Consider the following 22,157-nt stretch of genomic DNA (forward strand, 5'->3'; position numbering starts at 1 on the left):
CAGGGAGCGGCCACCCCCATCAGGTGTGCGCCCCGGGCAGACGCCCGCGCACTCCCACGCCTTGATCGGCTACACCACGACAAGGGACACGATCCAAGTCGGCTGCGGCATGCGGAACTTGCCCGTACCGCTCGCGCTGACGCGACCGGCCCACACCCCCCGTTGAATTCCCTGCCGAACGGAGACAGGCGCACATGAACAGCACTGCGGACCGCATCGCGGCACCTTCGGCACCCCGACCGTTCATGGTGCCGGCGTCGGGAAGGAAGCTTCCTGAGTTGTTGCTTGAGGGCGTGGTCCTTCACCCCCGCCGCGGACTCATCACGTGCGACGCCCCCGGGCCCACGGGACGGTCGTGATGAACGCCCACCTCGAACTCCGGTACTTCCAGGCCGTCTTCGCGGCTGACAACTCTCTCCTCGCGGATGTCCGCCGCCAGATCGTCGGCCAACTCACCAAGTGGGACTGTCCCGAGGTGGTGGACGCCGCAGTTCTGGCCACGCACGAGATCATCGCCAACGCCGTGCAGCATGGCTGCCGTCACGGCGACGACACCATCACGCTCAGCCTGGAGTGCTCTTCCCACCGCCTCCGGGTCTCCGTGGAAGACCCTTCTCCCACCCTGCCGCGTGAACGCACCACCTCCGGCGTCGACGAGTCCGGACGCGGTCTTCAGATCGTTGATGCCATCGCGGCGCAGTGGGGCAGCGAACCTCTCGACAACGGTGCGGGGAAGACCGTGTGGTTCACCCTCTCCCTGGACGGCTCACCGTAACCACGTCAGACCTCACGGTCGCGCCCCCTTCTCGGCGGCTGCATGCGTGTGGTGCCGGTCGGCGCACCAGTTCGCCCCGTCAACAACCACTGCCGACTCCCATGGCGGCCGTTCGGGACCTCGGGCCGCATCCACTCACCCACTACCGCCTCCCCTACAGGAACTGGAGCAGTCCGTCATGAACCTTCCCCTTCTCGATCCGGACGAGTACCCGGCGCCGATCGCCGTGATCACCGGTGGCTGGTCGAGCGAGCGCGAGCGTTCCCTGGTGTCCGGGCATGCCGTTCTCGAATCGCTGGACCGGCAGAACGTCAAAGCGAAGGCGATCGACCTCGACGTTCGTGCGGCACTGGCCGAGGGCTTGAGCGAGGTGCACATAGCGTTCCTCGCGATTGCCGGGCGGGGCGCGGAGGACGGCCGGCTGCAAGGCGCGCTGGAGACCTTGGGCATCGACTACACGGGATCCGGGGTGCTCTCCTCTGCCCTTGCTATGAACAAGCCGGTCGCGAAGGCCATCGTCCAGGCGGCGGGTGTCCGTGTGCCTGCGGGGTCGGTGGTAGACCCCACGCGCGGAGCACAGTTCGAAGCCGACCGGCTCGCGTGGCTCCTCGGGTTTCCCGTGATCGTCAAGCCCACCAATGAGGGCGGATCGATCGGTCTGACCGTCGCGCGCGATGTCACCCGGCTGGCCATGACGATCAACGTCGCCACTCCTTCAAGGGATCTGATGGTCGAGGAGTTCTGCCCCGGCCGGTCGGTGAGCGTGGGTGTCCTGGAGTACCCCGACGGCTCACTCCGCGTATTTCCGCCCCTGGAGGTGGACACGTCGGGAGAGATCTACTCGTACGAAACGAAACGGCGCTCGGGCGGCGTCACGTACCACTGCCCCGCTCGCCTCACTCTTCCGCTGGTGCAGTCCCTCGCCAGGCAGGCGGCCCTCGCGCACCGTGCCCTGCACTGCCACAGCGTCTCCCGGCACGACTTCGTCGTCACCGAGGACTCCGGCGTGTTCTGGCTGGAGGCCAACACCCTGCCGGGACTGTCTCCGGACGGAAACCTGGCCCGGATGGCGGCAGCGGCCGGCGTCACCTACGACCAGCTCGTCGCCCACATCGCCCGCGGCGCTCACACCGACCGCCGCGCCCGGCCGTGACCGGGGAGATCACTCAACCATGTCGATGACCAGTCAGGACGTCCTGTCCGCCGCCCGCGAGCTGGACGGCACCGCCATCTGCACACCGCTGCTGTCCTCTCCCCACATGGACTCGCTGCTCGGCCGCAGTGTCGTGATCAAGGCCGAATCCCTTCAACTATCGGGCTCCTTCAAGCTGCGCGGCGCGTTCACCGCCCTCGCCCGTCTGTCCCCCCGCGCGCGACGGCGCGGCGTCATCGCCGCGTCCAGCGGCAACCACGGCCACGCCCTGGCCCTCGCGGGGACACACTTCGACACCCCAGTCACCGTGGTGGTCCCGCACGACGCACCATCGGTGAAACTCCGAGCGATCCGGGAACTCGGCGCACGGGTGATCACCTACCACCGGCGTCGCCAGCACCGGGACGCCATCGTGGACGAATGGGCCCAGCGCGAACAGCTAACGGTCGTGCCGTCCGCCGACTCAGAGGCAGTGGTCGCGGGGGCAGGAACCGCAGCCTGGGAGTTGCTCCAGCAGGCACCCGAACTGACCGCGATCCTCGTACCGGTCGGCGGAGGTGGTCTGGCCGCCGGCACAGCCCTGGCCGCGCACACCCACGACACCCGCATCCGTGTGATCGGCGTCGAGCCGAGCGCCGCCGACGACACCTGCCGCTCCCTGCACGCCGGACGGCGCGTGTGTATCGCCCCGCCCGTCACCATCGCCGACGGTCTGGGACACATCATGCCCGCCCCGATTCCGTGGGAGATCAACCAACGGTTGCTGCACCGCGTGGTAACCGTCTCCGAGCAGGACATCGTCCGCGCCATGGCATTGCTGTGGCGGCACTACAGCAGTCGCGCCGAGGCATCAGGAGCGACCGCGTTCGCCGGGCTCCTGGCCTGTGCCGACCGGCTGCCGCCAGGGCCGGTGGGCGTGATCCTCTCCGGGGGAAACGTCGACTGGCCGACCTACCGCACGCTTCTGACCTCCGCCTTCGACCGAACGGAGCACAAACCCCATGCCCCCTCCGCCTTGCTGCGCTGATCCTCGTACCGACCAGCCGTATCCGCCGCACGATCCTGTTCCGGTCGTCACGCAGTACGCGTCCCCCGAGCTGATCGGGGACATCGCCTACGGCGGGCACGATGCCGCAGACGACCCGCGCTGGCGGGAGTCCGCGGCACCGACCCACAACGCGTACCGCAGGTGGTGCCGACACATCTGCGGCATGGCATGCCTGCGCATGATCCTCCTGCACCGCGACGCCGGTACGGCCCCGAACCTCTTCCAACTCCTCTCCGGCGCCCGCGCGTTCGGCGCCTACACGCGGGACACGGACGGCATCCACGGCATGTTCTACGACCCGTTCGCCGCCTACGCCTACGAGACACACGACCTGGACGCGACCGTGCACCGCGAGATGCGCATGGACGAACTCCTCGGACTACTGGCGGCGGGGCACATGGTCATGGCGTCGGTCTCCAAGGAGATCCGCCGGCCACACCTCACACCTCCACGCCGAGGTGGTCACCTGATCCTGGCCACCGGACTCGACGACGGGCACATCCTCTTCCGCAACCCGTCCGGCCACACCCCGGACACCACGGCCGCCGCCCTGCCGACCGAACGCTTCGCAACGTTCTTCGCGGGCCGCGGTATCTCGATCGACGTATCCCCGACTGGACGACAGCGCCCTGCGCCCCACGCGCGGACCCGGCAGGTAACGTCCTGAACCATCCCCCGACCTGGAAGAAGCCGCCCATGCTGCCCCTGGCCCTCGCCGACATCGCCCGCATCGTGCACGGCGAACTCCACGACGTGCCCAACCCCTCCGCACGCGTCAGCGCACCCCTGGTCTTCGACAGCCGCCAGGCCGAGACCGGCTCCCTGTTCCTGGCGCTGACGGGCGAACACACCGACGGACACGCCCATGCCCAGGGCGCCGTCGAGCGAGGCGCCGTCGCCGCGCTCACCACCCGGCCCGTCGGCGTCCCCGCCATCGTCGTCCCGCACGTCCTGGACGCGGCCGGCCTGATCGCCCAGCACGTCATCGCCGACCTGACCGCCACGGTCATCGCGGTCACCGGCTCGGCGGGCAAGACCTCCACGAAGGACCTCATCGCCCACCTGCTCACCGCCGCCGGACCCACCGTCGCCACCGCGCAGAGCTACAACAACGAGATCGGTCTGCCGGTCACCGCGTCCCGCGCCGACGCCGATACGCGGTTCCTCGTACTGGAAATGGGTGCCCGTCACATCGGCGACATCGCCTCGCTCGCCCGGCTCGCACCGCCCCAGGTCAGCGTCGTCCTCAACGTCGGCAGCGCCCACGTCGGCGAGTTCGGCGGCAAGGAGCAGATCGCCAGGGCCAAGGGAGAACTCGTCGAAGCCCTGCCCGCCTCCGGACTCGCCGTCCTGAACGCGGATGATGTGCTGGTGCGCGCGATGGCCGACCGCACCACGGCCCGGGTCATCACCTTCGGCCTCCACCCGGACGCCACGATCCGCGCCGAGAACGTACACATCGACGCCGACGGCCGACCACGCTTCGACCTCGTCACCCCCGAAGGCCGCGCCCGGGTCGCGATGCGGATGCTCGGCGAGCACCAGGTCTCCAACGCCCTCGCCGCTGCCGCCGTGGCCCGGGAAGCCGGCCTGCCCGTCGACCGGATCGCCGAACTGCTGGGTGAAGCCACCGTCCAGTCCCGCTGGCGGATGGAGGTCACCACGCGCCCCGACGAGGTGACCGTCGTCAACGACTCCTACAACGCCAACCCCGACGCCATGCGGGTCTCCCTGCGCGCGGTGGCCTCGATGGGAGGCGGCAAGGACCGGCGTACCATCGCCGTCCTCGGCGAGATGCGGGAACTCGGCGACGAGTCGCGCACCGCCCACGAACAGGTCGGCACCGCCGCCGGAACCCTCGGCTACGACCACGTCATCTCGATCGGGGGAACCGAAGCACAGTGGATGGCCGAAGCAGCACGGGCAGCGGGGGCGGGCACCGCCCATCACGTCCCGGACCAGGACGCCGCACAGCTCCTGCTCGACGGACTGCTGCGCCCGGGGGACATCGTGCTCTTCAAAGCCAGCCGCGGTGTCGGACTCGAAGCCCTCGTCCAGAAGGTCCTCGAATCCGACACCGCGGCGACCACTCAGGGCGTCCTGGCCGCCGACTAGACGCTCCTCAACCGCGAACCCAGGGCGATGTTCATGGCCTGCCGAACCACCTCGGCAGGCTCGCCGCCCGGCCCCATCGCCAGCAGGACATCACCCGGCCGAAGCACGGCGGCCACCCGCCCCGCCGTCCGCTCCACACCACCCACCGGGCAGGCCACATGCCCGTACCGGGACCGCACCGCGCCGGCCAACTGCTCGCTGCACACACCGAACAACGGCTCCGGCAGCACCAGATCACGGATCTCAAGGAGAAGGACCTGGTCCGCCCCGGCCAGCGCTCGGGCAAACTCCACCTCCATCAGCGCGACCCTGGCGTACCCGGAAGGCTGGAAGACGAGCACCACGCGGCCGTCGGGGCCCGCCACCTCCCGGGCGGCTGTGATGTCGGCGGTGACGGCGGTGGGGTGATGCGCGTACGAGGACAGGGAACGCACCCCGAGCACGTCACCGAGAGGGCCGAGCCGGCCGTCGACACCGTCGAACTCCTCCAGGCCCGGGGCCAAGTGCTCGGTGTCGAAGCCAAGTACGGCCCCCGCGGCCAGCGCCACGGCAGCGTTGTGCCCGTTGTGCCGCCCCGGCATGTTCACCTCGAAGGCGTAGGTGACCTGCTCCGGGGTTCGCACGCACACCCTGCTGGACATCCCGTCCCGGCTCAGGTCGATGCCGAGGATCCGCCAGTCGGCGTCCTCCGCTTCCCCGACAGTCACCACACGCAGACCGGCACGACGGGTGGCCACGGCACTGGCGACACTCCGGGCGCCATCGTCGTCTGCCGAACACACCAACGTCCCGCCCTCGGCGATCGACAGGGCGAACCGCGTGAACGCCTCAACGGCATCCGCGAGTTCCGGATATGCCTCGGGGTGATCGTTGTCGACGTTGAGCACGACCCCCACACGCGGGCTGTACCGGGTGAAACTGCCGTCGGACTCGTCGGCCTCGGCGACGAACACCCCGCTGCCCGCACGGGCCCCGCTCAACGGAACGCCCACGTCGCCACCGATCACGTGCGACGGGTCCCCTCCCGCCTCCCACAGCACACGCGACAGCATCGCCGACGTCGTCGTCTTCCCGTGCGTCCCCGCCACGGCCACCGCGACCTTGTCCTCCATCAGCACCGCGAGCAGATCGGAGCGGTGTGCCAGCGGAACACCGGCTTCCCGGGCGACCGCCAGCAGCGGATGATCGTCAGGGATCGCAGTCGACCACACGACCACCGTCGCCTCCTGCACCGCACACAACGCCTCCTCGACATCCCCGATCGCGACGTCGACACCCAGGTCCTGCAACGCCCACACCGCATCACAGTCCCCGGAGTCATACCCGGCGACCACCGCCCCGCACTCCCGGCACAACGCCGCCAGCGGCGCCATACCGGCACCGCCGATCCCGAGGAAGAACGGCCTCCGCCAGTCGATGTCCCGCACAGGCGCGGGCAGTTGAATGTGCCTGGTTTCCGTCATGGCTGCTCCTTCACGACGGCATGGCCCGGCCGCCGCAACGGGATGGCCCCGGCGTTCCCGAGCCCTCCCCCTCACCGTCCTGGCCAGGCGCCCAACCCCGCTACGACCAGTGGCTGTGCGGATTATTCCGCACACCCTCAACCCGACAGGGAGCCCTAACATGCCTGCGCCCAATGGCCAGTTGGCCCTCGCTCTCGCCCGCGCCGACTGGTCACACTCAGAAACGGCACGACGAATCAACGCCCGAGCCGCCGAGCGGGGACAGAGCGGAATCGCAGTCGACCACACACGAGTGGGCCGCTGGATCCGCAACGGCGAAAGACCGAACGCCCCGGTTCCAGAGATCCTCGCCGAACTCCTCACCGATCACCTCGGCGAGCAACTCCAACCGGCAGACCTCAACCTCACGCCTACGCATCGATTACTCGTATGCCTTGGGCCCGAAGAGCTGCAGTGCCTCGCGCGGTTAGCATCCGATGCCCAAGTCACACCTGCGCAGTTCGTGACCGGTTTACTGCGTCGTACGCTCGTAGCCCACCGAGGCAATGTCGCCCGCGCAACCCAATCGTGACACGCGCGCGCCCCGGACCACGTTCTGGCTGACGTCGTCACGTCGCCTGCGGAGGCCGGATACCGACCCGGTGACGGCGAGGCGTCCGCAGAAGCGGATCAGTTCCTTGCCGTCGAAGACGTCGCGGCTGGCGGCTTGGGCGATGACGATGCCGACACCGCTGGCCAGGCCCTGCACGAACCGGGCGGCGATGAGCATCTCGATGCTGGGGCTGGCCGCACACACCGCCGACATGACGATGTAGGCGACGACGCCGACGAGCAGGATCCTCCGCCGCCCGTACTGGTCGGAGATCGGCCCCGAGATCAGCTGCCAGCGCAGACAAGGCGTATTCGTCCCGCAGCAACCGCCGTTACCTGCGCAGGCGCCGGATCAAGCACACCATTCCCGAGCCGAAGGACCAGAGAGCCAACCGTAGACGCCGTGGGAGCAGAGGCGGCCGACCTGTCGGCTTCGACAAGGAGCAGTACAAGCGCCGCAACGAGGTCGAGCGGACGATCAATCGCCTGAAGAGCTTCCGTGCCGTCGCGACTCGCTTCGACAAACGGGCCTACGTCTTCCACGGCACCATCACGGTGGCCGCGATCCGGCTCTGGCTCCGAGCCTGACCCCCGGACCACGTCTCAACCCGTGAAGGGATCTTCCACCGTCGGGATGTATGGAGACAGCAATACCTCCCTGTGCTGCGTGATCGTGCCTCGAACGAGCCTCAGCACCCGTATCTCGTTCTCACGATCCGGTTCCTCGTCATCGTGAAAGTGGAGGAGTCCGTAGGAACCAGGGGCGACCACGGCCACACGCTCAAACAGTTCGACAACGTCAGGAGACGAGCGGTGATTGGAAGAGCCGCCGAGGTGGATGAACGGTGCGCCGTTCATCCACCTGAGGTCAAGCAAATACGGGCTGCCCATCTGGGCGATGTAACGGCGAAGCTCATCGACGATCTGCCGCAACCGAGTCTCATCGTCGTCATTGGCTGCGGTCTCCCTGACCGTGATCCACCCGTGGTACTCAAACATCCCACGATCGTAGTGAGATGACCCGCTTCACCGCTCCGGCGGCAGCATGATCCGCCGGACACGCCTTAGCCCCCCACGGCCCTCTCCGCGGGTCAAGTGGCTCGCGTTGCGGAACTGCTTGGGCAGATCGCCCTTTCCGGCCCTCCTGGCCGCGCTGCCGACAGACGAAGCAGAGGCCGCATCCTTGATCGGCGACGGTGCAGACAAGATCGTCGGTGGCCCTGAGAAGTACGTGCAGGAGCACTTCAACGCCCTGCGCGAGTTCTATCGTGGTGCATCCCAACCGCAGCTTCTTGTCGTGCTCTGGTGGGACCGGCACGGACCGCCTCATCATCGCGGTTCACGTCAGCATCTGGGGAAGCACGTCAACTTCTGCCTGAGGAATTACGTGAGCGTCCACACCTTGGCGTTGACTCACTCCGACCCGCAGATCAGGGCACGTGCCGAACGGCTGCCAGCGGTCTTCCGCCGGGCCAGGTCGCCCGCACATGCGCTGCACGTCGAGTCCTCGCGGTCGACTAGCGCACGGGTAGAGGCAGATCCGCGCCCTCTACCCACCGCACGCGCGCAAAGACCCCCGGAATCAGATGAGGAACCCATAAAGGAGGGTGCAGACAATCTTGACGAGCCACGCGAAGAGGCCCCGCCGGAGCAATGCAAACCGGCGGGGCCCCTTCGTGTCACCAACTGTCAATCCGGTGCCACGAACCCCATAGACACTATCGCGCCCCAGGGATCAGATCTGGACATACATGCCCACCCTCGACCACGTGGACACCCCTGGACGGCTTCTACGACATGTGCCATGTGGTACCGAGTGAGCGACCGAGGATCAGGACCGGGGCGTCGTCTGGCCCGCCAAAGCGGTATTGCAGGGTGTTCTCCGGTGTCTCGCTCACCCGCCCGACCCTCTCGTCTGTCACGAGAAGTCACATCGCCGAGGTGAACCTAGCGGACCCTGGCTCTCTCGCGACGGCAGGCCCGGTGCTGTCGCGAGACCATGTAGCTCGCAAGCCAGTCGGCTCGCAGGCGGCCCGATGGGGGCCTGCGGGCGAAGTCAGGTGGCTTTCAGTACGTCGCACAGCACATCCTCCAGCGTGGTTCTCGACAGTTCCTCGCGGAGAGCGGTCTCGACCCCGTCGTAGGCGGCGCCCAGCACCGGCGCTATGCCGTGCCCCACGACGCATCCGGGGTCGGGCGTGGCGGGATGCAGAGCGAAGATCCGCCCTGGCTCCACCGCTTCGTAGACGTCGAGCAGGGTGATCGTCGACAGGTCCCGCGACAGCGTCCAGCCGGCGCCGGCACCTCTCCGCGAGTCGACCAGGCCGGCCTTGCGCAGCTGAGCCAGCAGGCGGCGGATCACCACGGGGTTGGTGTTGACACTCGTCGCGATCTGCTCGGAGGTCGCGACCTCATTGCCGCGCCGCTGATAGAGCCCGATCCAGGTCAGGGCGTGCGCGGCCACCGTCAGCCTGCTGTTGGCCCCCATGACGTCCATCGTCTCCCATCACACTGTATCAATATCGGTTACGATTAGAATCCGCGCGCCGGCAGGCGTCGGACTCCAGCCGCAGGGCACGTGCGAGGGCGTCGACGACCTGGCCGGAAGGATGCCTCTCACGGCCCTGCTCCGAGCGGGTGCAGTAGTCAGCGCTGACTCCGGTCGGGACTGCGTCCTCTTCGCGCCGCGGTCCGCTGACGCGGCAGCTCCGGGAAAGAGGAAGGACCACGGCGGTCAGTCCGAATCATGTGGGCGGCGCCGCTGCGACGGCTTCCCTCCAACGACGGTTGGTCTCCTCGGCGACTCTCACCAGGTCGGTGTACGGCTCGTCCCACGGGTCCTTGAGCCCGAAGCCGCGGTGCGGGTTCTCCAGCCAGCTGCACCAGTGCCAGCCCAGACACCACGGCCGGGCTGCGAACGTGTCGGCGATCATCCGGTAGCCCTCGCCGCGCTCGGCCTGGTCCCGCGCCGACCCGGTACGCGAAGGGCTCATGACCGTCGGGCACCAGTTGCCCGTGTCCGCGACGAGGATCGGCAGGCCCGTGCGCTCGTGCCAGGCGTCGAACCGGTCGGCGACCGCGTCGATCGCGGCTTGGTCGACGGCAGGGAAGGTCTGCAGGCTGAGGACGTCCACGTGGGCGGCGGCGGCATCCAGCACCGGTTCCGGAATTCCGGCCCGCGTTCCGTAGCGGTCACCGAGGACCAGGTGGTTCGGGTCGTGGCGGCGGATGGCCTGGACCGCGACCCGGTAGTAGGCATCCGCGATCTCCCCCAGCTCGCTCTGCGGGTAGCCCGCGTCGACAGAGCGCCGCGCCCAGGCCGGCGCATCGACGAGGAAGTAGCCGATCAGGTTCGGGTCCTCCGGCCGGCACCGGGTTCGGGCCAGGTGATCGCACCACTGCGCGAACGCCTCGGACCGGGGGTCGCGATAGGCCGGATGGCCGTTCCAGTGCTCAATCTCGGCCACCCGCAGAGACAGCGTGTAGGGCAGGCCGGCGCCGGCCACCTCGTCGTCAGGCAGGCCGTCCGAGTGGCCAAGGTCGACCGAGTCGTGCGTGGCCGACAACCCGCTGCCACTGACGTACTCCGCGCTCCACCCCAACGTGTTGAACCCCCACGCCGACAGCTCCGGCACCAACCCCTCACGCAGCCAACGCCGACGCGAGGACCCGTAACGCTCGGCGAACAGGCCGATGTTGTGCGGATACCGCAGATTCGTGTCGTCCGCATGGACGACGCCGATGGACAAGAACGGATCTCCCTCCGGCGTCATGAGCCGCCATCGGGACGAAACGTCCAGTGCGAAGTATCCGTGCGCGGCCATCCGTACCTCTCCCCATCGCGGTGTTCGCCGACCACGAGCGACAGCACCCTGAGTGTCCACAGCATTTCGACGTTGAAAGTGTGCCTGGTGGCTACCTCAATGACGAACGTCCGGGCCGCGGGCGACCCCGGGGTGGCTCTGGTGGTCGCGAACCCTTCCGCGCGCTACAGTCGTAACTACTTCAGTTACAGTGAAGGGATGGGGGCGCGCGGCCGGTGACACGGCGGCCGTTGCACGGGGCGAAGACGTTCCGGAGCACTGCCCAACGAAGCCACGTCACCACGAAAGGGAGAGAGACCATGTCCACGGACACTGAGACCTCGCGCGCTGTCGCGGGACAGTTCCTCGAACGCCTCGGGAAGCAGGACCAGGAGGGGATTCAGGAGCTGTTCGCACCAGAGATCGACTGGCATGTTCCCGGTAGCGACAAGCTGCCTTGGACCGGTCGCCGCACACGAGGCGAGGAAGTCGCCCCGTATTTCACGACGATGTGGCCGCACTACGTGCCCGGCGAGTCGCAGGTCGCGCTGGAGCGGATCATCGTCGAGGGCGGTGACGTGGTACTGCTCGCGACCTTCAGCCACCTCATCGCGGCCAGCGGCAAGCGGTTCACCACGCCGGCCTCTCTCCATCTGGTGATCGAGGACGGCCAGATCGTCGTGATGCACCTCTACGAGGACACCCTGATCGTCGACCAGGCATTTCACGGGGACGGTACCGACTGAACGAGGCTTGAGCCTTGAGGAAAGCCGGGCGGACGCGGCACGTCCCCGATGCCCTGAACGCTGTCATCCATTCCGAGGTTCAACCGTGAGAGGAAGAACATCATGAAGGCAGTCATGTTCGAGCGGAGCGGAAGCGTCGGGAGCATCGTCCTTGTCGACCCGCCCGACCATGCGTTGAGCCGCAGGTTCGCCAACGACCTGCTGGCGGCAGTCCATGAGGCAAGCGTCAGCGACATCCGGGTCCTGGTGGTACGCGCCACGGGCCCGAACTTCGGCACCGGTGGTTTCGTTCCGGAATGGCCTGGCAAGGACCGGAACTGGTTCCGCACCTTCATCGCCGAAGTGAATCAGGCATACGCGGCTGTCGAGGCCCTGCGCGTACCCACCATCGCCGCCGTGCGCGGGCGCGCAGTCAGCGGCCATTACGAGCTTGTCCTGCGCTGTGATCTCATCGTCGCCGCCGAGGATGCGACGTTCACGTGGGTGGAGGCGGACACCGGCATGGCGCCGCTGGCCGGAGGCGTGCAGCGCCTCGCCGAGCGAGTGGGTCGCGGGCGCGCGGTTCAGCAGGTGCTGCTGTCGGACACCCTCACCGGGGCCGAGGCCGCGCGGAGCGGGCTGGTCAACCTTGTCGTTCCCGGCGACGAGTTGGAAGAAGCCGTCGATCGTCTGGCCGAACGGCTCGCGGCAGGACCCACACGCGGCTACGCCGCGGTCCGGTCCCTGTTCAAAGCCTGGTCGGGCGGTGGAGTGCCGTCCGCGGATCAGCTGACGCTCGATCTCACCATGGACCTCTTCGAGTCCTCGGACGCACAGAACGCGTTCGCCGCCGTCAAGAAGGCTGCCGAGACCGGCGCCGACATCGTCAGGCCGACGTTCGCGGGCGAGTAGCACGAGGGGACTGAAGCGGCGCGACTGCCCATTCGGGCATCGGAGGACGGCTGCTGCCTTGGTCGTCGCAGCGTCCAGGCGCCGCGTGGTGGGGGCGATCGGTGACGTACTCACAGCACCCACGCTCTCTCCACCACCTTCCCGCACGCCCGCGTGGCCACGGGGAATGCAGAGCGCTGCCGCGCCGCTGACCAGCGTCTGAGATCAACGGCAAACTCACATAACATCGCCGCTCAAGCAAAATATCGATTCTTGGTGGCAGAATCGACAAGTATGTGCCACCCTGGTTCTCCTACCCCTCCGTGCTGATGAAGGAGATTGCGATGGCGCTGCACCGCCTGACTTCGATCACTCTCGGCGTTCCTGACGTTGAGGCGACCGCGGGCTATTACGAGGAGTTCGGGCTGGCCCCTGTGGGTGACGGCACTGTTCACCGGTTCGCCACTCAGGAGGGCGGTGAGCAGTTGAAGCTCACGCACTCCGCGCAGCGCAGGCTGGTGGAGATGGGGGTGGGCGTCGATGACCAGGATGATCTGGACCGCGTCGCGGCGAGTCTGGCCAAGCTGGATGTGAAGGCCGAGCGTGACGAGACCTCACTGCGGGTGGTCGACCCGAACTCTCATCTGAAGGTGATCCTTGAGATCGCCGGGCACCTGGAGCAGACCCCAGCCGAGCAGGTGCCATACAACGGTCCCGGTCGTCCCTCGCGTCCGAACCGGCGCGCTCCTGCCGTGGAGCGGACGAACCGGGTGCAGCCGCGCAAGCTCGGCCACGTGGTGATCGGCTCGCGTGACCAGGAGGCCAGCCAGCGCTTCTTCACCCAGGGCCTCGGTTTCAAGGTCTCCGACGAGGTCCCCAGTCTTGCCAGTTTCCTGCGTTGCTCAACGGATCATCACAACATTCTGATCCAGAAGGCCCCGGTGGACTTCCTGCATCACACCGCCTGGGAGGTCGATGACGTCGACGAGGTCGGTCGTGGTGCCACCGCCATGCTTGAGGAGCATCCCGAGCGTCACGTGTGGGGTCTGGGGCGCCACCACATCGGCTCCAACTTCTTCTGGTACCTCAAGGACCCGGCAGGCAACTTCTCCGAGTACTACAGCGACCTCGACTGCATCGTCGACGACCAGCTGTGGAAGCCGTCCGTGGTCGACGGCGCCCGCGGCATCTACAACTGGGGCCCGCCGCTGCCGCCGTCCTTCATCAAGCCCGAGGACCTCGCCGCACTCATGACCGGCTCCCACAGCGTCCGCTGAACCCCACTACCGCGACAGGAGAAACCCTCATGCGCATCGGCAGAATCGGCGGCCGGCTCTCACTCCTCACCGAAGACCGTGCCTTGGACGTCGAGAAGGCAAGCGGCGGCAGATTCAGCGCCGACCCCGACGGGATCTACGAGCACTGGGGCGAGTTCACCCAATGGGCGCGCGGGCGATCACTCGACGACGCCACCCCCTTCGGCCCCCAGCAGGTCGGACCTCCCGTCCAACGCCCCGCCCAGATCTTCGGCATCGGCCTGAACTACCAGGCGCACGTCTCCGAAGCAGGCGTCAGGCCCCAGATCACCGCACCCGCCGTCTTCACCAAGTTCGTCACCAGCATCGCCGGCCCGTACGACACGGTCACACTCCCCAGCAACCGGGTGGACTGGGAAGTCGAACTCGTCGCCGTCATGGGACGACGGGCTTACCGCGTGGCGGAACGGGACGCCTGGAACCACGTCGCCGGCCTCACCGTCGGCCAGGACCTCTCCGAGCGCACCGTCCAACTCGAAGGCCCCGTCCCCCAGTTCTCGCTCGGCAAGTCCTATCCCGGGTTCAGTCCCATCGGCCCCGCCGTCGTCACCGTCGAAGAATTCGACAACCCCGACGACCTCGCGCTGTCGTGCTCTCTGGACGGAGAGGTTCTCCAGGACGGCCGCACCAGGGACCTGATTTTCTCCGTCCCCGAGCTGATCAACCGAATCTCCGCGATTCTCCCCCTGCTCCCCGGAGACATCATCTTCACCGGCACCCCGTCCGGCGTCGGGATGGCCCGAGACCCCGAACGCTACCTTCCCCCCGGCGCCACGCTCACCAGCACAGTCGAGGGAATCGGCACCCTCAGCAACCACTTGGTCGCCGCACCGCACATGTCAGGAATCGCCTGAGTCCCCTCGAAGGTCCTGGACTGCCGACAGGACGTCCGAGGGTCCATCCACCAGCACCCTCAAAGCGCAGTTTGTCCGGAGTGGAAAGAGTCATCATGTCCGACAAGACACGTAGCGTGGTCAACGAACTCCTGTCCCGCCTCGGAGCAGGTGACATCGGCGGATTCGCCGCGATGTTCGCGGACGACGCCCACTGGGAAATCCCCGGCGACCCCGACACGGCGCCCTGGGTGGGTCGCCGCAAGGTCGACGAAATCCCCACCTTCTTCGAAACCATCGGCGCACACACCGACCGAGAAGTCTTCGACATCGAGCGCATCCTCGTCGACGGTCCCCATGCGGTACTCATCGGACGCGCCCGCGTCGTCTCCCGCTCCACCGGCCGCACCATCGACACCCCCTTCGCCATCGACATCGTCGTCAACGACGAAGGACGCATCAGCCGCTACTACATGTTCGAAGACTCCCTCGCCGTCTACCGAGCCATGCACCACTGACAGCACCGGGTGGCATGTCCACTGCCGATACAGCCCTCGGGCCACACGAATTCCGGCTACCGGACAGCCGCAGACAGTAAGGAGAGCATGACTGATGCGGAAGCAGAACGTGGCACAACAACTGGTCGAGGTGCTGCGCCAGGCAGGGGTTTCGAGAATCTACGGCGTAGTGGGCGACAGCCTCAATCCGATCGTCGACGCGGTGCGGCGTACGGAGGGCATCGAGTGGATCCACGTGCGCAACGAGGAAGCGGCGGCCTTCGCCGCAGGGGCCGAGGCTCAGATGACCGGGAGGCTGGCCGTGTGCGCGGGCAGCAGCGGCCCCGGCAACACCCACCTCATCCAGGGGCTCTACGACGCGCATCGTAGCGGGGCACCTGTGCTGGCCCTCGCGTCCCACATACCGTCGACGCAGATCGGTACAGGCTTCTTCCAGGAAACCCATCCGGAGAGGCTTTTCTCCGAGTGCAGCGACTACTGCGAACTGGTGTCCACTTCTGAACAGATGCCGCGTGTTCTCAGGATCGCGATGCAACGCGCTCTCGGCCACGGCGGAGTCTCCGTTCTGGTCGTCCCCGGCGACCTCGCCGCCGCGCCGGCGGCCGTCGCCACAGGGACGGCAACACCCGTGGTGCCGGCCGGACGTGTGGTGCCCGCGGCCTCACAGGTGCGGGAACTGGCCGACCGGCTCAACACCGCGCGAAAGGTGATGGTCTTCGCCGGCGCGGGGGTGCGCGGCGCTCACGCCGAGGTCATGCGACTGGCTGAGCGGGTCAAGGCGCCCGTGGGCCACACCCTGCGCGGCAAAGAGTGGGTCCAGTACGACAACCCCTATGACGTGGGGATGAGCGGGCTGCTCGGCTATGGGGCCTGCTTCGAGGCCATGCACGACGCAGACCTCGTGGTCCTGCTGGGCACGGATTTCCCGTACGCCGACTTCCTGCCGCAGTCAGCCACGGTGCAAGTCGATCACGACGCCGGCCGGTTCGGAAGGCGCACCGTCCTGGAGTTCGGCGTCCACGGTGATGTCAAGGAGACCATCCGCGCGGTCCTTCCTCTCGTGGACGAGAAGCAGGACCGCTCATTCCTCGACGCCAACCTGCGCAAGCACGCGCGCGCCTTGGGGAACGTGGTCTCGGCCTACACGCACGACGTGGCGGACCGGCTGCCGATCCATCCGGAGTTCCCGGCGGCCGTGCTCGACGAACTCGCTTCGGACGATGCCGTGTTCACTGTGGACACCGGCATGTGCAACGTGTGGGCGGCCCGCTACATCACACCCAACGGCCGGCGCCGCATCATCGGGTCGTTCCTCCACGGCACCATGGCCAATGCCCTCCCGCACGCCATCGGCGCACAGATGGCTGATCGGGACCGGCAGGTGATCTCCCTGTCCGGCGACGGCGGCCTCTCCATGTTGATGGGTGAGTTGCTGACCGTGAAGCTGCATCAGCTCCCGATCAAGACCATCGTCTTCAACAACTCCTCCTTGGGGATGGTCAAGCTGGAGATGCTCGTGGACGGCTCCCCGAGCACGAGACGGACCACGAACCGGTCGACTTCTCGGAGATCGCCGCGGCCATCGGTATCCACTCGGTGCGTATCGAGAGGCCGCAGGACGTGCGGGACGGCTTGAAGGAGGCGCTGGCCCACCGCGGTCCGGTCCTTGTGGACGTGGTCACGGATCCCAACGCCCTGTCCATCCCGCCGCACGTCACGGCTGAGCAGGTCAAGGGCTTCGCCCTCGCCGCAGGACGAACCGTACTGACCGGGGGCGTGGGCCGAATGCTCGACCTCGCCAGGGCGAACCTGAGGAACATACCGAGGCCGTGACGCAATGATCAATGTCGATATTCCACGCTAAAGACGACAACCTTACCATCTGCCGCTAGAATGGTAGACTGTCGAAGTGGCCAAGGAGAGCGCAACGCGAACAGAAGAGGTCTTCGACGGCATCCGCCGTGACCTCCTCAATGGACAGCTGGTACCGGGACAGCGCCTGAAGACCGCCGCCCTGGCCGGTCACTTCGGCGTGAGTCTCTCCGTGGTACGAGAAGCCCTCACACGGCTGGCGGAACAGGGACTCGTTGTCGCCAGTCCCCAGCGCGGCTTCCGTGTGAAGTCACTGTCGATCGACGATCTGTCCGACCTCACACAGACGCGCATCCAGGTGGAGTCTCTGGCGCTGCGGCAGTCGATCGCCAAGGGCAGGGTGGACTGGGAGGCAGCGGTCGTGTCCGCCTGCCACACCTTGGACCGCACACCGGTCAACGCCGAGGACGGCCAGTTCAACGAGGACTGGCCCGCCGTGCACCGAGCCTTCCACCAGGCGCTGATCTCCGGTTGCGGGAGTCCGCGGCTGGAGGCGATCGTCACAAGCCTGCGGGACAGCGCGGAACTCTACCGACGGTGGTACTGGGCCCTGACCGAGGATCAAGTCCGCAACCTCACCGAGGAACACCGGCAGTTGCGGGACCTCGCCCTGGACCGGGACGCCGACACGGCGGTCGACGCCCTGACCGAGCACATCGGCAGGGCGCCGCGCAAACTCATCGCCTACGCGCGCGAGCACAACCTGGAAGACCCGACAAGCCACCCCTCGGAGGCGTGAGCGCGGCAGCGAACCACCCTCTCCGTCGGGGGCTCGGCAAGCGTGGCGCGGGAGCACCTCCGCGCCACCCACAGCTCACTGACGGGAAGACAAGCACATGGCGCAACTCATGACGCACCTCTGGTCCGAGATGATCGGTGTCTGGACACTCGACGGCGTCGCCGAGTTCGGAGCCGACGGGCAGGTACGAGGAAGGCCCTACGGGGACGAGCCCGCAGGACGCCTGATGTACACGCGCGACGCCCACATGGCCGTCGTGATCAGCGGATACGGGCCGGCGCCGGCGGTTGCCTACGCCGGCCACGTAGCGGTCGACAGGGACCGCGTCCAGCACCTCGTCGCAGTAGGACTCCCCCCGTTCAGCGAGGACCAGGAGCGGTTCGCACGCGTCGAGGACGGCGGAGCCGTGCTCATCCTGGCGACCGACCGTCCGGGGAATCCCCGCACCGAACTCCGCTGGGTCCGACAGGCACCCCAAGGCATCCGCACCAAGTGATTCCGTACAAGTCGCTTCTACAGCATTTACCGATACGTGCGGAGGGAAGTCCCAGGAAAGGAGAGCTGCAATGAGAGGCGTTGTCTTCAGTCAGCGAGGCGAACCGGCCGAGGTGGCCCGGTTGAGTGATCTGCCTTCGGCGCCCGAACCCAAGGCCGCTGAAGTCCGTGTGGACATCAGCTTGGCACCGGTGCACCGCGGGGACTTGGTGGGTATCGAGGCTGCTCCCGATCGTCCCTTCGCCCCACGGGCCCTCGGTTCAGAGGGAGTGGGCCTGGTGACGGCGGTGGGCGCGTCCGTCACCTCCCTGCACGTCGGCGACCGAGTGGCCGTCTTCCCCGCCCCGGGAGCGTGGGCGGAACAGGTCACAGTCCCGGCGGACGTCGCGGTCGCGATGCCTGACTCAGTGAGCGACGAGGTCGCCGCGGTGACGCTCGTCAACGCGATCACGTCCCATGAGGTGTTGCGCGCGGCCTCAGAGGTGCGGGCGGCGGCCGGGGCCGCCGCCGACACCCCGCTGATCGTCACCGCGGCGGCCTCCGCCGTGGGAAGGCTCATCGTCAGTCAGGCACTCGACAAGGGCATTCCCGTTATCGCCGTTGTCCGCAGTGACCGCTCCGCCACAACGGTGCGGACGTTCTTCCCCGGCGTACCGCTCGTGGTGACCGGGCTCGACGGGTGGCAGGCCGAGTTGCGCCGGCTCGTGGGTGCCCGCGGGGTGCCGGCCATCACCGACGCGCACGGAGGCAGCTACGTCCGTGAGGCCCTACCCTTCCTGGCCGATGCCGGCACGCTCATCGTCTGGGGGGATCTCGCGGCTCGCCAGTGGACCCTGTCGACATCGGACCTCCTGATGCGCGAGCTGCGCGTGCGGGCTGTCAGCATCTCGCGCTGGATGACACGCCCCGACGAGGTCAGGGCGGCCGATCAGCAGGCTGCCGTCAGCTTGGCGGAACGCAGGCCCGAGCTGTTCCCGGTGTACGCCCAGTACTCGCTGCGCGAGCTGCGTACCGCTCTCGAAGCCGTACGCACCAACGGCAGCGGAACCGTGCTGCTCCGAACCGGCTGACCCACTTCGAAAGGAGCAATGACCTCATGCGGTTCAAGACGATCGGCACGATCGGAGCGGGCCCTATCGCGCGGGCGGTCGCCACACACGCGACCAAGGCCGGGCACCGGGTGCTGCTCAGCAACAACCATGGCCCCGAAACGCTCGGCGACGTCGTCGATTCCTTGGGGCCGAACGCCTCCGCGGTGTCGTTCGACGAGGCGGTCACGGCCGACATCATCCTCCTGGCCGTCCCCTTCGTGGCAGTGCCAGAAGTCGCTCGCAGACTGCCGGACTGGTCGGGGCGCGTGGTGGTGGACATGACCAACCAGTTCGCCGAGGTGAATCCCTACCGCGGATTCGCCGACGTGTCGCCACTCACCGGGAGTGAGTGGGTGGCCCAACACCTGCCGGGCGCGGTGATCATCAAGGCGTTCAACTCCATGTTCGCCACCTATGCGGAGGCCGAGCCACGGCACCAGGAGGGAGCGCAGGTCGTCTTCTTCGCGGGGGACGACGCGCCGTCCAAGCACGGCTTCGCCCAGATGGTGGCCGGACTCGGCTTCGCACCGATCGATCTGGGCACCCTGCGAGACGGCGGCGCCCTCATGCAACTCGGCGGAGCACTCAGCGGCAAGCACTTCCTGTTCCAGGGGTGATACCAAGGGCCGCCGCGACCGCGAGACCCGAATTCGCGCACACAATCCCCAAGAGGACCGTTCAGTCCAGTGAAAGACGCAGAGGCTGCCATGCCGAACAATATTGCCGACCTCATGTACCGAAACCTCCTGGACGTATTCAACGAGAGGGACCCGGCGCGCCGAGCCCTTGCTGTTTCCGAGATCTACGCCGAAGACGTGGTGTGGCACGAGCCGGACAAGGATTTCCAGGGGCGCGAGGCCCTTGCCGACCGCGCCGCACAGGTTCAGGAAGAAATGACCGGCTGGGTCTTCCAGCCGTCCGGCCCCGTGTCGGTCAACCACGACATCGGGCACCTCGCCTTCCACTTCGGCCCGGCCGACCTGCCGGCCGCCGTGACGGGCATGGACATCGCCCGGTGCGAAGACGGCGTCATCGTCGAGCTCTACACCTTCGTCAACGCATCGGGTGACGCGGCCTGAGAGTGGTTTCGAGGAGAAGCGACCCTGTATTCCCAGGCAGGGTGCGGCACACCCATGTTGGTGCGGCCTTCTTGCACACGGCACACGAGCGAAGACTCGACCTCTCGGGAGGAACGAACTTCCCGAGTCACCTTGGGAGGGCTTCGCATGAGCACCACGAACGCATCGGTCGGCCGGGAGAGAGATCCGAACGTCGGCACCTCGGAGCGGACGTTCACCATGACGATCGGCGGCTCGCCTGCAGAGGGAACATCAACCTTCGACGTGGTGAACCCGGCGACCGGCGAGGTCATCGCATCGGTCCCGGACTGTTCACCCGAGCAGTTGGACCAGGCCGTCGCGTCTGCCGGCGCGGCCTTCCCAGCATGGGCCGCACGCAACATGACGGAGCGTCAGGATTATCTGGTCGCCATGGCCGACGCGGTCGACGCCCACGGCCCGGAGTTGGCCGAGCTGATCACGCTGGAACAGGGCAAGCCGGGACCTGTGGCAGTGGCGGAGGTTGCCGGACTGAGCTACTGGCTCCGGGAGACCGCGCGGCTGGAGTTGCGGGAGACGGTCAACCAGGACGACGCGGAGCGCCGGTCGGTGACACGGCGTCTGCCGTTGGGCGTGGTCGCGGCGATCACCCCCTGGAACTATCCGATCGGCCAGGCGTCGTTCAAGATAGGCCCGGCGCTCCTGGCCGGAAACACCGTGGTCCTCAAGCCCTCGGCCTTCACGCCGCTGGCGAACCTGCGGCTCGGTGAAGTACTGCGGGACGTCCTTCCGGCAGGCGTCCTGAACGTCATCTCCGGCCGCGACGGCCTGGGCCCGCGAGTGACGGCGCATCCCGGCTTCGACAAGATCAGCTTTACGGGTTCGACCGGGACAGGGCGGCTTGTCATGGCGGGAGCGGCACGGACGTTGACCCGAGTCACCCTCGAACTCGGCGGAAACGACCCGGCGATCGTCCTGCCCGGCGCGGATGTCAAGGCGATCGCACCGGCACTGTTCTGGGCGGCGTTCGCGAACACCGGGCAGATATGCCTCGCGACCAAGCGCCTGTACGTGCACGAGGACCTCTACGACGATCTGGCGCACGAATTGGTCCAGCTCACGGACCAGGTGCGCGTAGGTGACCCTTCCGACGAGAGTGTGGACCTGGGACCTGTCTCGAACATCCGGCAGTACGAGGCTGTGATCAGCCTGCTGGAAGACTGCCGCGACCGCGGCTACAGGTTGCTGGCCGGCGGCCTGCCTCAACCCGGAGGCCGCGGCTACTTCGTCCCCCCGACTCTGGTGGACAACCCGCCGGAGGACGCCCGGATCGTGCGCGAGGAGCAGTTCGGGCCGGTCCTGCCACTGCTGAAGTACCGGGATGTCGATGACGCCGTCGCACGGGCGAACGCCAGTGAGTACGGGCTGGGCGCGTCAGTGTGGGGCACGGACGTCGAAGCGGCGCGGAGGGTCGCCGAACGGTTGGACGCAGGCACTGTGTGGGTGAACGAGGTGATGCACCTGCACCCGGCCGTCCCGTTCGGCGGACGCAAGCAGTCGGGCATCGGGGTGGAGAGTGGCCTCGCCGGTCTGCTGGAGTTCACCGAGCCGCAGACCTTGACGGTCAGGCGCGCGGAGGCAAAGGGGTGACGTACCTCATTCCCCGTGAGC

At 67.5% G+C, this 22,157-nt stretch carries 20 protein-coding genes and 5 pseudogenes; 18 read left to right on the forward strand and 7 right to left on the reverse strand.

Annotated features, from left to right (window positions below; genetic code table 11):
- Positions 1–325 precede the first annotated feature (325 nt).
- From ACIQNU_RS38995 to murF, 5 genes are all read left to right on the forward strand, one after another.
- Positions 326–775 carry an ATP-binding protein gene (locus ACIQNU_RS38995; protein WP_401375999.1) on the forward strand — a complete coding sequence of 150 codons (450 nt, stop codon included), beginning with the start codon at positions 326–328 and terminating at the stop codon, positions 773–775.
- A gap of 178 nt (positions 776–953) precedes the next feature.
- Positions 954–1,928 (forward strand): D-alanine--D-alanine ligase, encoded by a 975-nt coding sequence (locus tag ACIQNU_RS39000; RefSeq protein WP_401376001.1) that lies wholly within the window; start codon positions 954–956, stop codon positions 1,926–1,928.
- 19 nt (positions 1,929–1,947) lie between these two features.
- Positions 1,948–2,955: a threonine/serine dehydratase gene (locus ACIQNU_RS39005; protein ID WP_401376003.1), complete on the forward strand. Its 1,008-nt coding sequence runs from the start codon at positions 1,948–1,950 to the stop codon at positions 2,953–2,955.
- Positions 2,930–3,643, forward strand: a complete 714-nt coding sequence (locus ACIQNU_RS39010) for a C39 family peptidase (protein WP_401376006.1) — start codon at positions 2,930–2,932, stop codon at positions 3,641–3,643. Before ACIQNU_RS39005 ends, ACIQNU_RS39010 begins: the two co-directional genes overlap by 26 nt.
- 29 nt (positions 3,644–3,672) lie before the next feature.
- A complete protein-coding gene (gene murF, locus ACIQNU_RS39015; protein ID WP_401376009.1) occupies positions 3,673–5,091 on the forward strand; it encodes a UDP-N-acetylmuramoyl-tripeptide--D-alanyl-D-alanine ligase in 1,419 nt (472 codons plus the stop codon).
- On the opposite strand, the gene murC is transcribed toward murF, so the two are convergent.
- Both murC and ACIQNU_RS39025 read right to left on the reverse strand, forming a co-directional pair.
- Positions 5,088–6,554 (reverse strand): UDP-N-acetylmuramate--L-alanine ligase, encoded by a 1,467-nt coding sequence (murC, locus tag ACIQNU_RS39020; protein ID WP_401376012.1) that lies wholly within the window; start codon positions 6,552–6,554, stop codon positions 5,088–5,090. The two genes, murF and murC, sit on opposite strands and share 4 nt — an antisense overlap.
- A 511-nt stretch (positions 6,555–7,065) precedes the next feature.
- Positions 7,066–7,446, reverse strand: a complete 381-nt coding sequence (locus tag ACIQNU_RS39025) for an MFS transporter (protein ID WP_401376185.1) — start codon at positions 7,444–7,446, stop codon at positions 7,066–7,068.
- Here ACIQNU_RS39025 and ACIQNU_RS39030 point away from each other — a divergent pair.
- Positions 7,443–7,733, forward strand: a pseudogene (locus ACIQNU_RS39030) (transposase); the annotation flags it as partial. The gene ACIQNU_RS39025 and the pseudogene ACIQNU_RS39030 overlap by 4 nt on opposite strands.
- Positions 7,734–7,748: 15 nt before the next feature.
- Here the strand turns inward: ACIQNU_RS39030 and ACIQNU_RS39035 are convergent.
- The 5 genes and pseudogenes from ACIQNU_RS39035 to ACIQNU_RS39055 all read right to left on the reverse strand — a co-directional run bounded on the left by ACIQNU_RS39035 (position 7,749) and on the right by ACIQNU_RS39055 (position 10,894).
- Complete coding sequence (locus ACIQNU_RS39035) at positions 7,749–8,144, reverse strand: Imm7 family immunity protein (RefSeq protein ID WP_401376015.1); 396 nt, start codon at positions 8,142–8,144, stop codon at positions 7,749–7,751.
- Positions 8,145–8,941: 797 nt separating this feature from the next.
- Positions 8,942–9,043: pseudogene (locus tag ACIQNU_RS39040) on the reverse strand (3-oxoadipate enol-lactone hydrolase); the annotation flags it as partial.
- A 158-nt stretch (positions 9,044–9,201) separates the two neighbouring features.
- The gene (locus ACIQNU_RS39045) at positions 9,202–9,633 is read right to left on the reverse strand and encodes an Rrf2 family transcriptional regulator (RefSeq protein ID WP_401376017.1); all 432 of its coding nucleotides are present in this window, start codon (positions 9,631–9,633) and stop codon (positions 9,202–9,204) included.
- 64 nt (positions 9,634–9,697) lie between these two features.
- Positions 9,698–9,883, reverse strand: a pseudogene (locus ACIQNU_RS39050) (transcriptional regulator); the annotation flags it as partial.
- 6 nt (positions 9,884–9,889) lie between these two features.
- A complete protein-coding gene (locus tag ACIQNU_RS39055; protein ID WP_401376020.1) occupies positions 9,890–10,894 on the reverse strand; it encodes a hypothetical protein in 1,005 nt (334 codons plus the stop codon).
- 374 nt (positions 10,895–11,268) lie between these two features.
- Here ACIQNU_RS39055 and ACIQNU_RS39060 point away from each other — a divergent pair, with 374 nt between their 5' ends.
- From ACIQNU_RS39060 to ACIQNU_RS39115, 12 genes and pseudogenes are all read left to right on the forward strand, one after another.
- A complete protein-coding gene (locus ACIQNU_RS39060) occupies positions 11,269–11,694 on the forward strand; it encodes a nuclear transport factor 2 family protein (RefSeq protein WP_401376023.1) in 426 nt (141 codons plus the stop codon).
- 114 nt (positions 11,695–11,808) lie between these two features.
- Positions 11,809–12,585, forward strand: a complete 777-nt coding sequence (locus ACIQNU_RS39065) for an enoyl-CoA hydratase/isomerase family protein (RefSeq protein ID WP_401376025.1) — start codon at positions 11,809–11,811, stop codon at positions 12,583–12,585.
- A 323-nt stretch (positions 12,586–12,908) separates the two neighbouring features.
- A complete protein-coding gene (locus tag ACIQNU_RS39070) occupies positions 12,909–13,841 on the forward strand; it encodes a VOC family protein (protein WP_401376027.1) in 933 nt (310 codons plus the stop codon).
- Between the two features lie 29 nt (positions 13,842–13,870).
- Positions 13,871–14,734, forward strand: a complete 864-nt coding sequence (locus ACIQNU_RS39075) for a fumarylacetoacetate hydrolase family protein (RefSeq protein ID WP_401376029.1) — start codon at positions 13,871–13,873, stop codon at positions 14,732–14,734.
- Between the two features lie 95 nt (positions 14,735–14,829).
- The gene (locus ACIQNU_RS39080; protein WP_401376032.1) at positions 14,830–15,231 is read left to right on the forward strand and encodes a nuclear transport factor 2 family protein; all 402 of its coding nucleotides are present in this window, start codon (positions 14,830–14,832) and stop codon (positions 15,229–15,231) included.
- A gap of 94 nt (positions 15,232–15,325) precedes the next feature.
- Positions 15,326–17,064, forward strand: a pseudogene (locus ACIQNU_RS39085) (pyruvate dehydrogenase).
- 76 nt (positions 17,065–17,140) lie between these two features.
- The gene (locus ACIQNU_RS39090; RefSeq protein WP_401376033.1) at positions 17,141–17,842 is read left to right on the forward strand and encodes a GntR family transcriptional regulator; all 702 of its coding nucleotides are present in this window, start codon (positions 17,141–17,143) and stop codon (positions 17,840–17,842) included.
- 97 nt (positions 17,843–17,939) lie between these two features.
- Entirely contained in the window at positions 17,940–18,338 is a 399-nt protein-coding gene (locus ACIQNU_RS39095; RefSeq protein ID WP_401376035.1) for a lipocalin-like domain-containing protein, read from the forward strand.
- Positions 18,339–18,408: 70 nt separating this feature from the next.
- Positions 18,409–19,233, forward strand: a pseudogene (locus tag ACIQNU_RS39100) (alcohol dehydrogenase catalytic domain-containing protein); the annotation flags it as partial.
- Positions 19,164–20,045, forward strand: coding sequence for an NADPH-dependent F420 reductase (locus ACIQNU_RS39105; protein WP_401376037.1), 882 nt, complete (start codon positions 19,164–19,166; stop codon positions 20,043–20,045). The pseudogene ACIQNU_RS39100 and the gene ACIQNU_RS39105, both read left to right, overlap by 70 nt.
- A gap of 69 nt (positions 20,046–20,114) precedes the next feature.
- On the forward strand, positions 20,115–20,507 hold the full coding sequence (locus ACIQNU_RS39110; RefSeq protein ID WP_401376038.1) for a nuclear transport factor 2 family protein: 393 nt from the start codon (positions 20,115–20,117) through the stop codon (positions 20,505–20,507).
- Positions 20,508–20,654: 147 nt separating this feature from the next.
- On the forward strand, positions 20,655–22,136 hold the full coding sequence (locus ACIQNU_RS39115) for an aldehyde dehydrogenase family protein (RefSeq protein ID WP_401376039.1): 1,482 nt from the start codon (positions 20,655–20,657) through the stop codon (positions 22,134–22,136).
- The last annotated feature ends 21 nt before the right edge of the window (positions 22,137–22,157 follow it).

It is taken from the genome of Streptomyces sp. NPDC091292 (genome assembly GCF_044757265.1).
Classification (GTDB): Bacteria; Actinomycetota; Actinomycetes; order Streptomycetales; family Streptomycetaceae; genus Streptomyces.

What these genes read in the sequence shown, in the direction of transcription:
- ACIQNU_RS39000 (WP_401376001.1), top strand. Translation starts at nt 954, where the DNA reads ATGAACCTTCCCCTTCTCGATCCGGACGAGTACCCGGCGCCGATCGCC.
- ACIQNU_RS39005 (WP_401376003.1), top strand. Translation starts at nt 1,948, where the DNA reads ATGTCGATGACCAGTCAGGACGTCCTGTCCGCCGCCCGCGAGCTGGAC.
- ACIQNU_RS39010 (WP_401376006.1), top strand. Translation starts at nt 2,930, where the DNA reads ATGCCCCCTCCGCCTTGCTGCGCTGATCCTCGTACCGACCAGCCGTAT.
- murF (WP_401376009.1), top strand. Translation starts at nt 3,673, where the DNA reads ATGCTGCCCCTGGCCCTCGCCGACATCGCCCGCATCGTGCACGGCGAA.
- murC (WP_401376012.1), bottom strand. Translation starts at nt 6,554, where the DNA reads ATGACGGAAACCAGGCACATTCAACTGCCCGCGCCTGTGCGGGACATC.
- ACIQNU_RS39035 (WP_401376015.1), bottom strand. Translation starts at nt 8,144, where the DNA reads ATGTTTGAGTACCACGGGTGGATCACGGTCAGGGAGACCGCAGCCAAT.
- ACIQNU_RS39045 (WP_401376017.1), bottom strand. Translation starts at nt 9,633, where the DNA reads ATGGGGGCCAACAGCAGGCTGACGGTGGCCGCGCACGCCCTGACCTGG.
- ACIQNU_RS39060 (WP_401376023.1), top strand. Translation starts at nt 11,269, where the DNA reads ATGTCCACGGACACTGAGACCTCGCGCGCTGTCGCGGGACAGTTCCTC.
- ACIQNU_RS39065 (WP_401376025.1), top strand. Translation starts at nt 11,809, where the DNA reads ATGTTCGAGCGGAGCGGAAGCGTCGGGAGCATCGTCCTTGTCGACCCG.
- ACIQNU_RS39070 (WP_401376027.1), top strand. Translation starts at nt 12,909, where the DNA reads ATGGCGCTGCACCGCCTGACTTCGATCACTCTCGGCGTTCCTGACGTT.
- ACIQNU_RS39075 (WP_401376029.1), top strand. Translation starts at nt 13,871, where the DNA reads ATGCGCATCGGCAGAATCGGCGGCCGGCTCTCACTCCTCACCGAAGAC.
- ACIQNU_RS39080 (WP_401376032.1), top strand. Translation starts at nt 14,830, where the DNA reads ATGTCCGACAAGACACGTAGCGTGGTCAACGAACTCCTGTCCCGCCTC.
- ACIQNU_RS39095 (WP_401376035.1), top strand. Translation starts at nt 17,940, where the DNA reads ATGGCGCAACTCATGACGCACCTCTGGTCCGAGATGATCGGTGTCTGG.
- ACIQNU_RS39115 (WP_401376039.1), top strand. Translation starts at nt 20,655, where the DNA reads ATGAGCACCACGAACGCATCGGTCGGCCGGGAGAGAGATCCGAACGTC.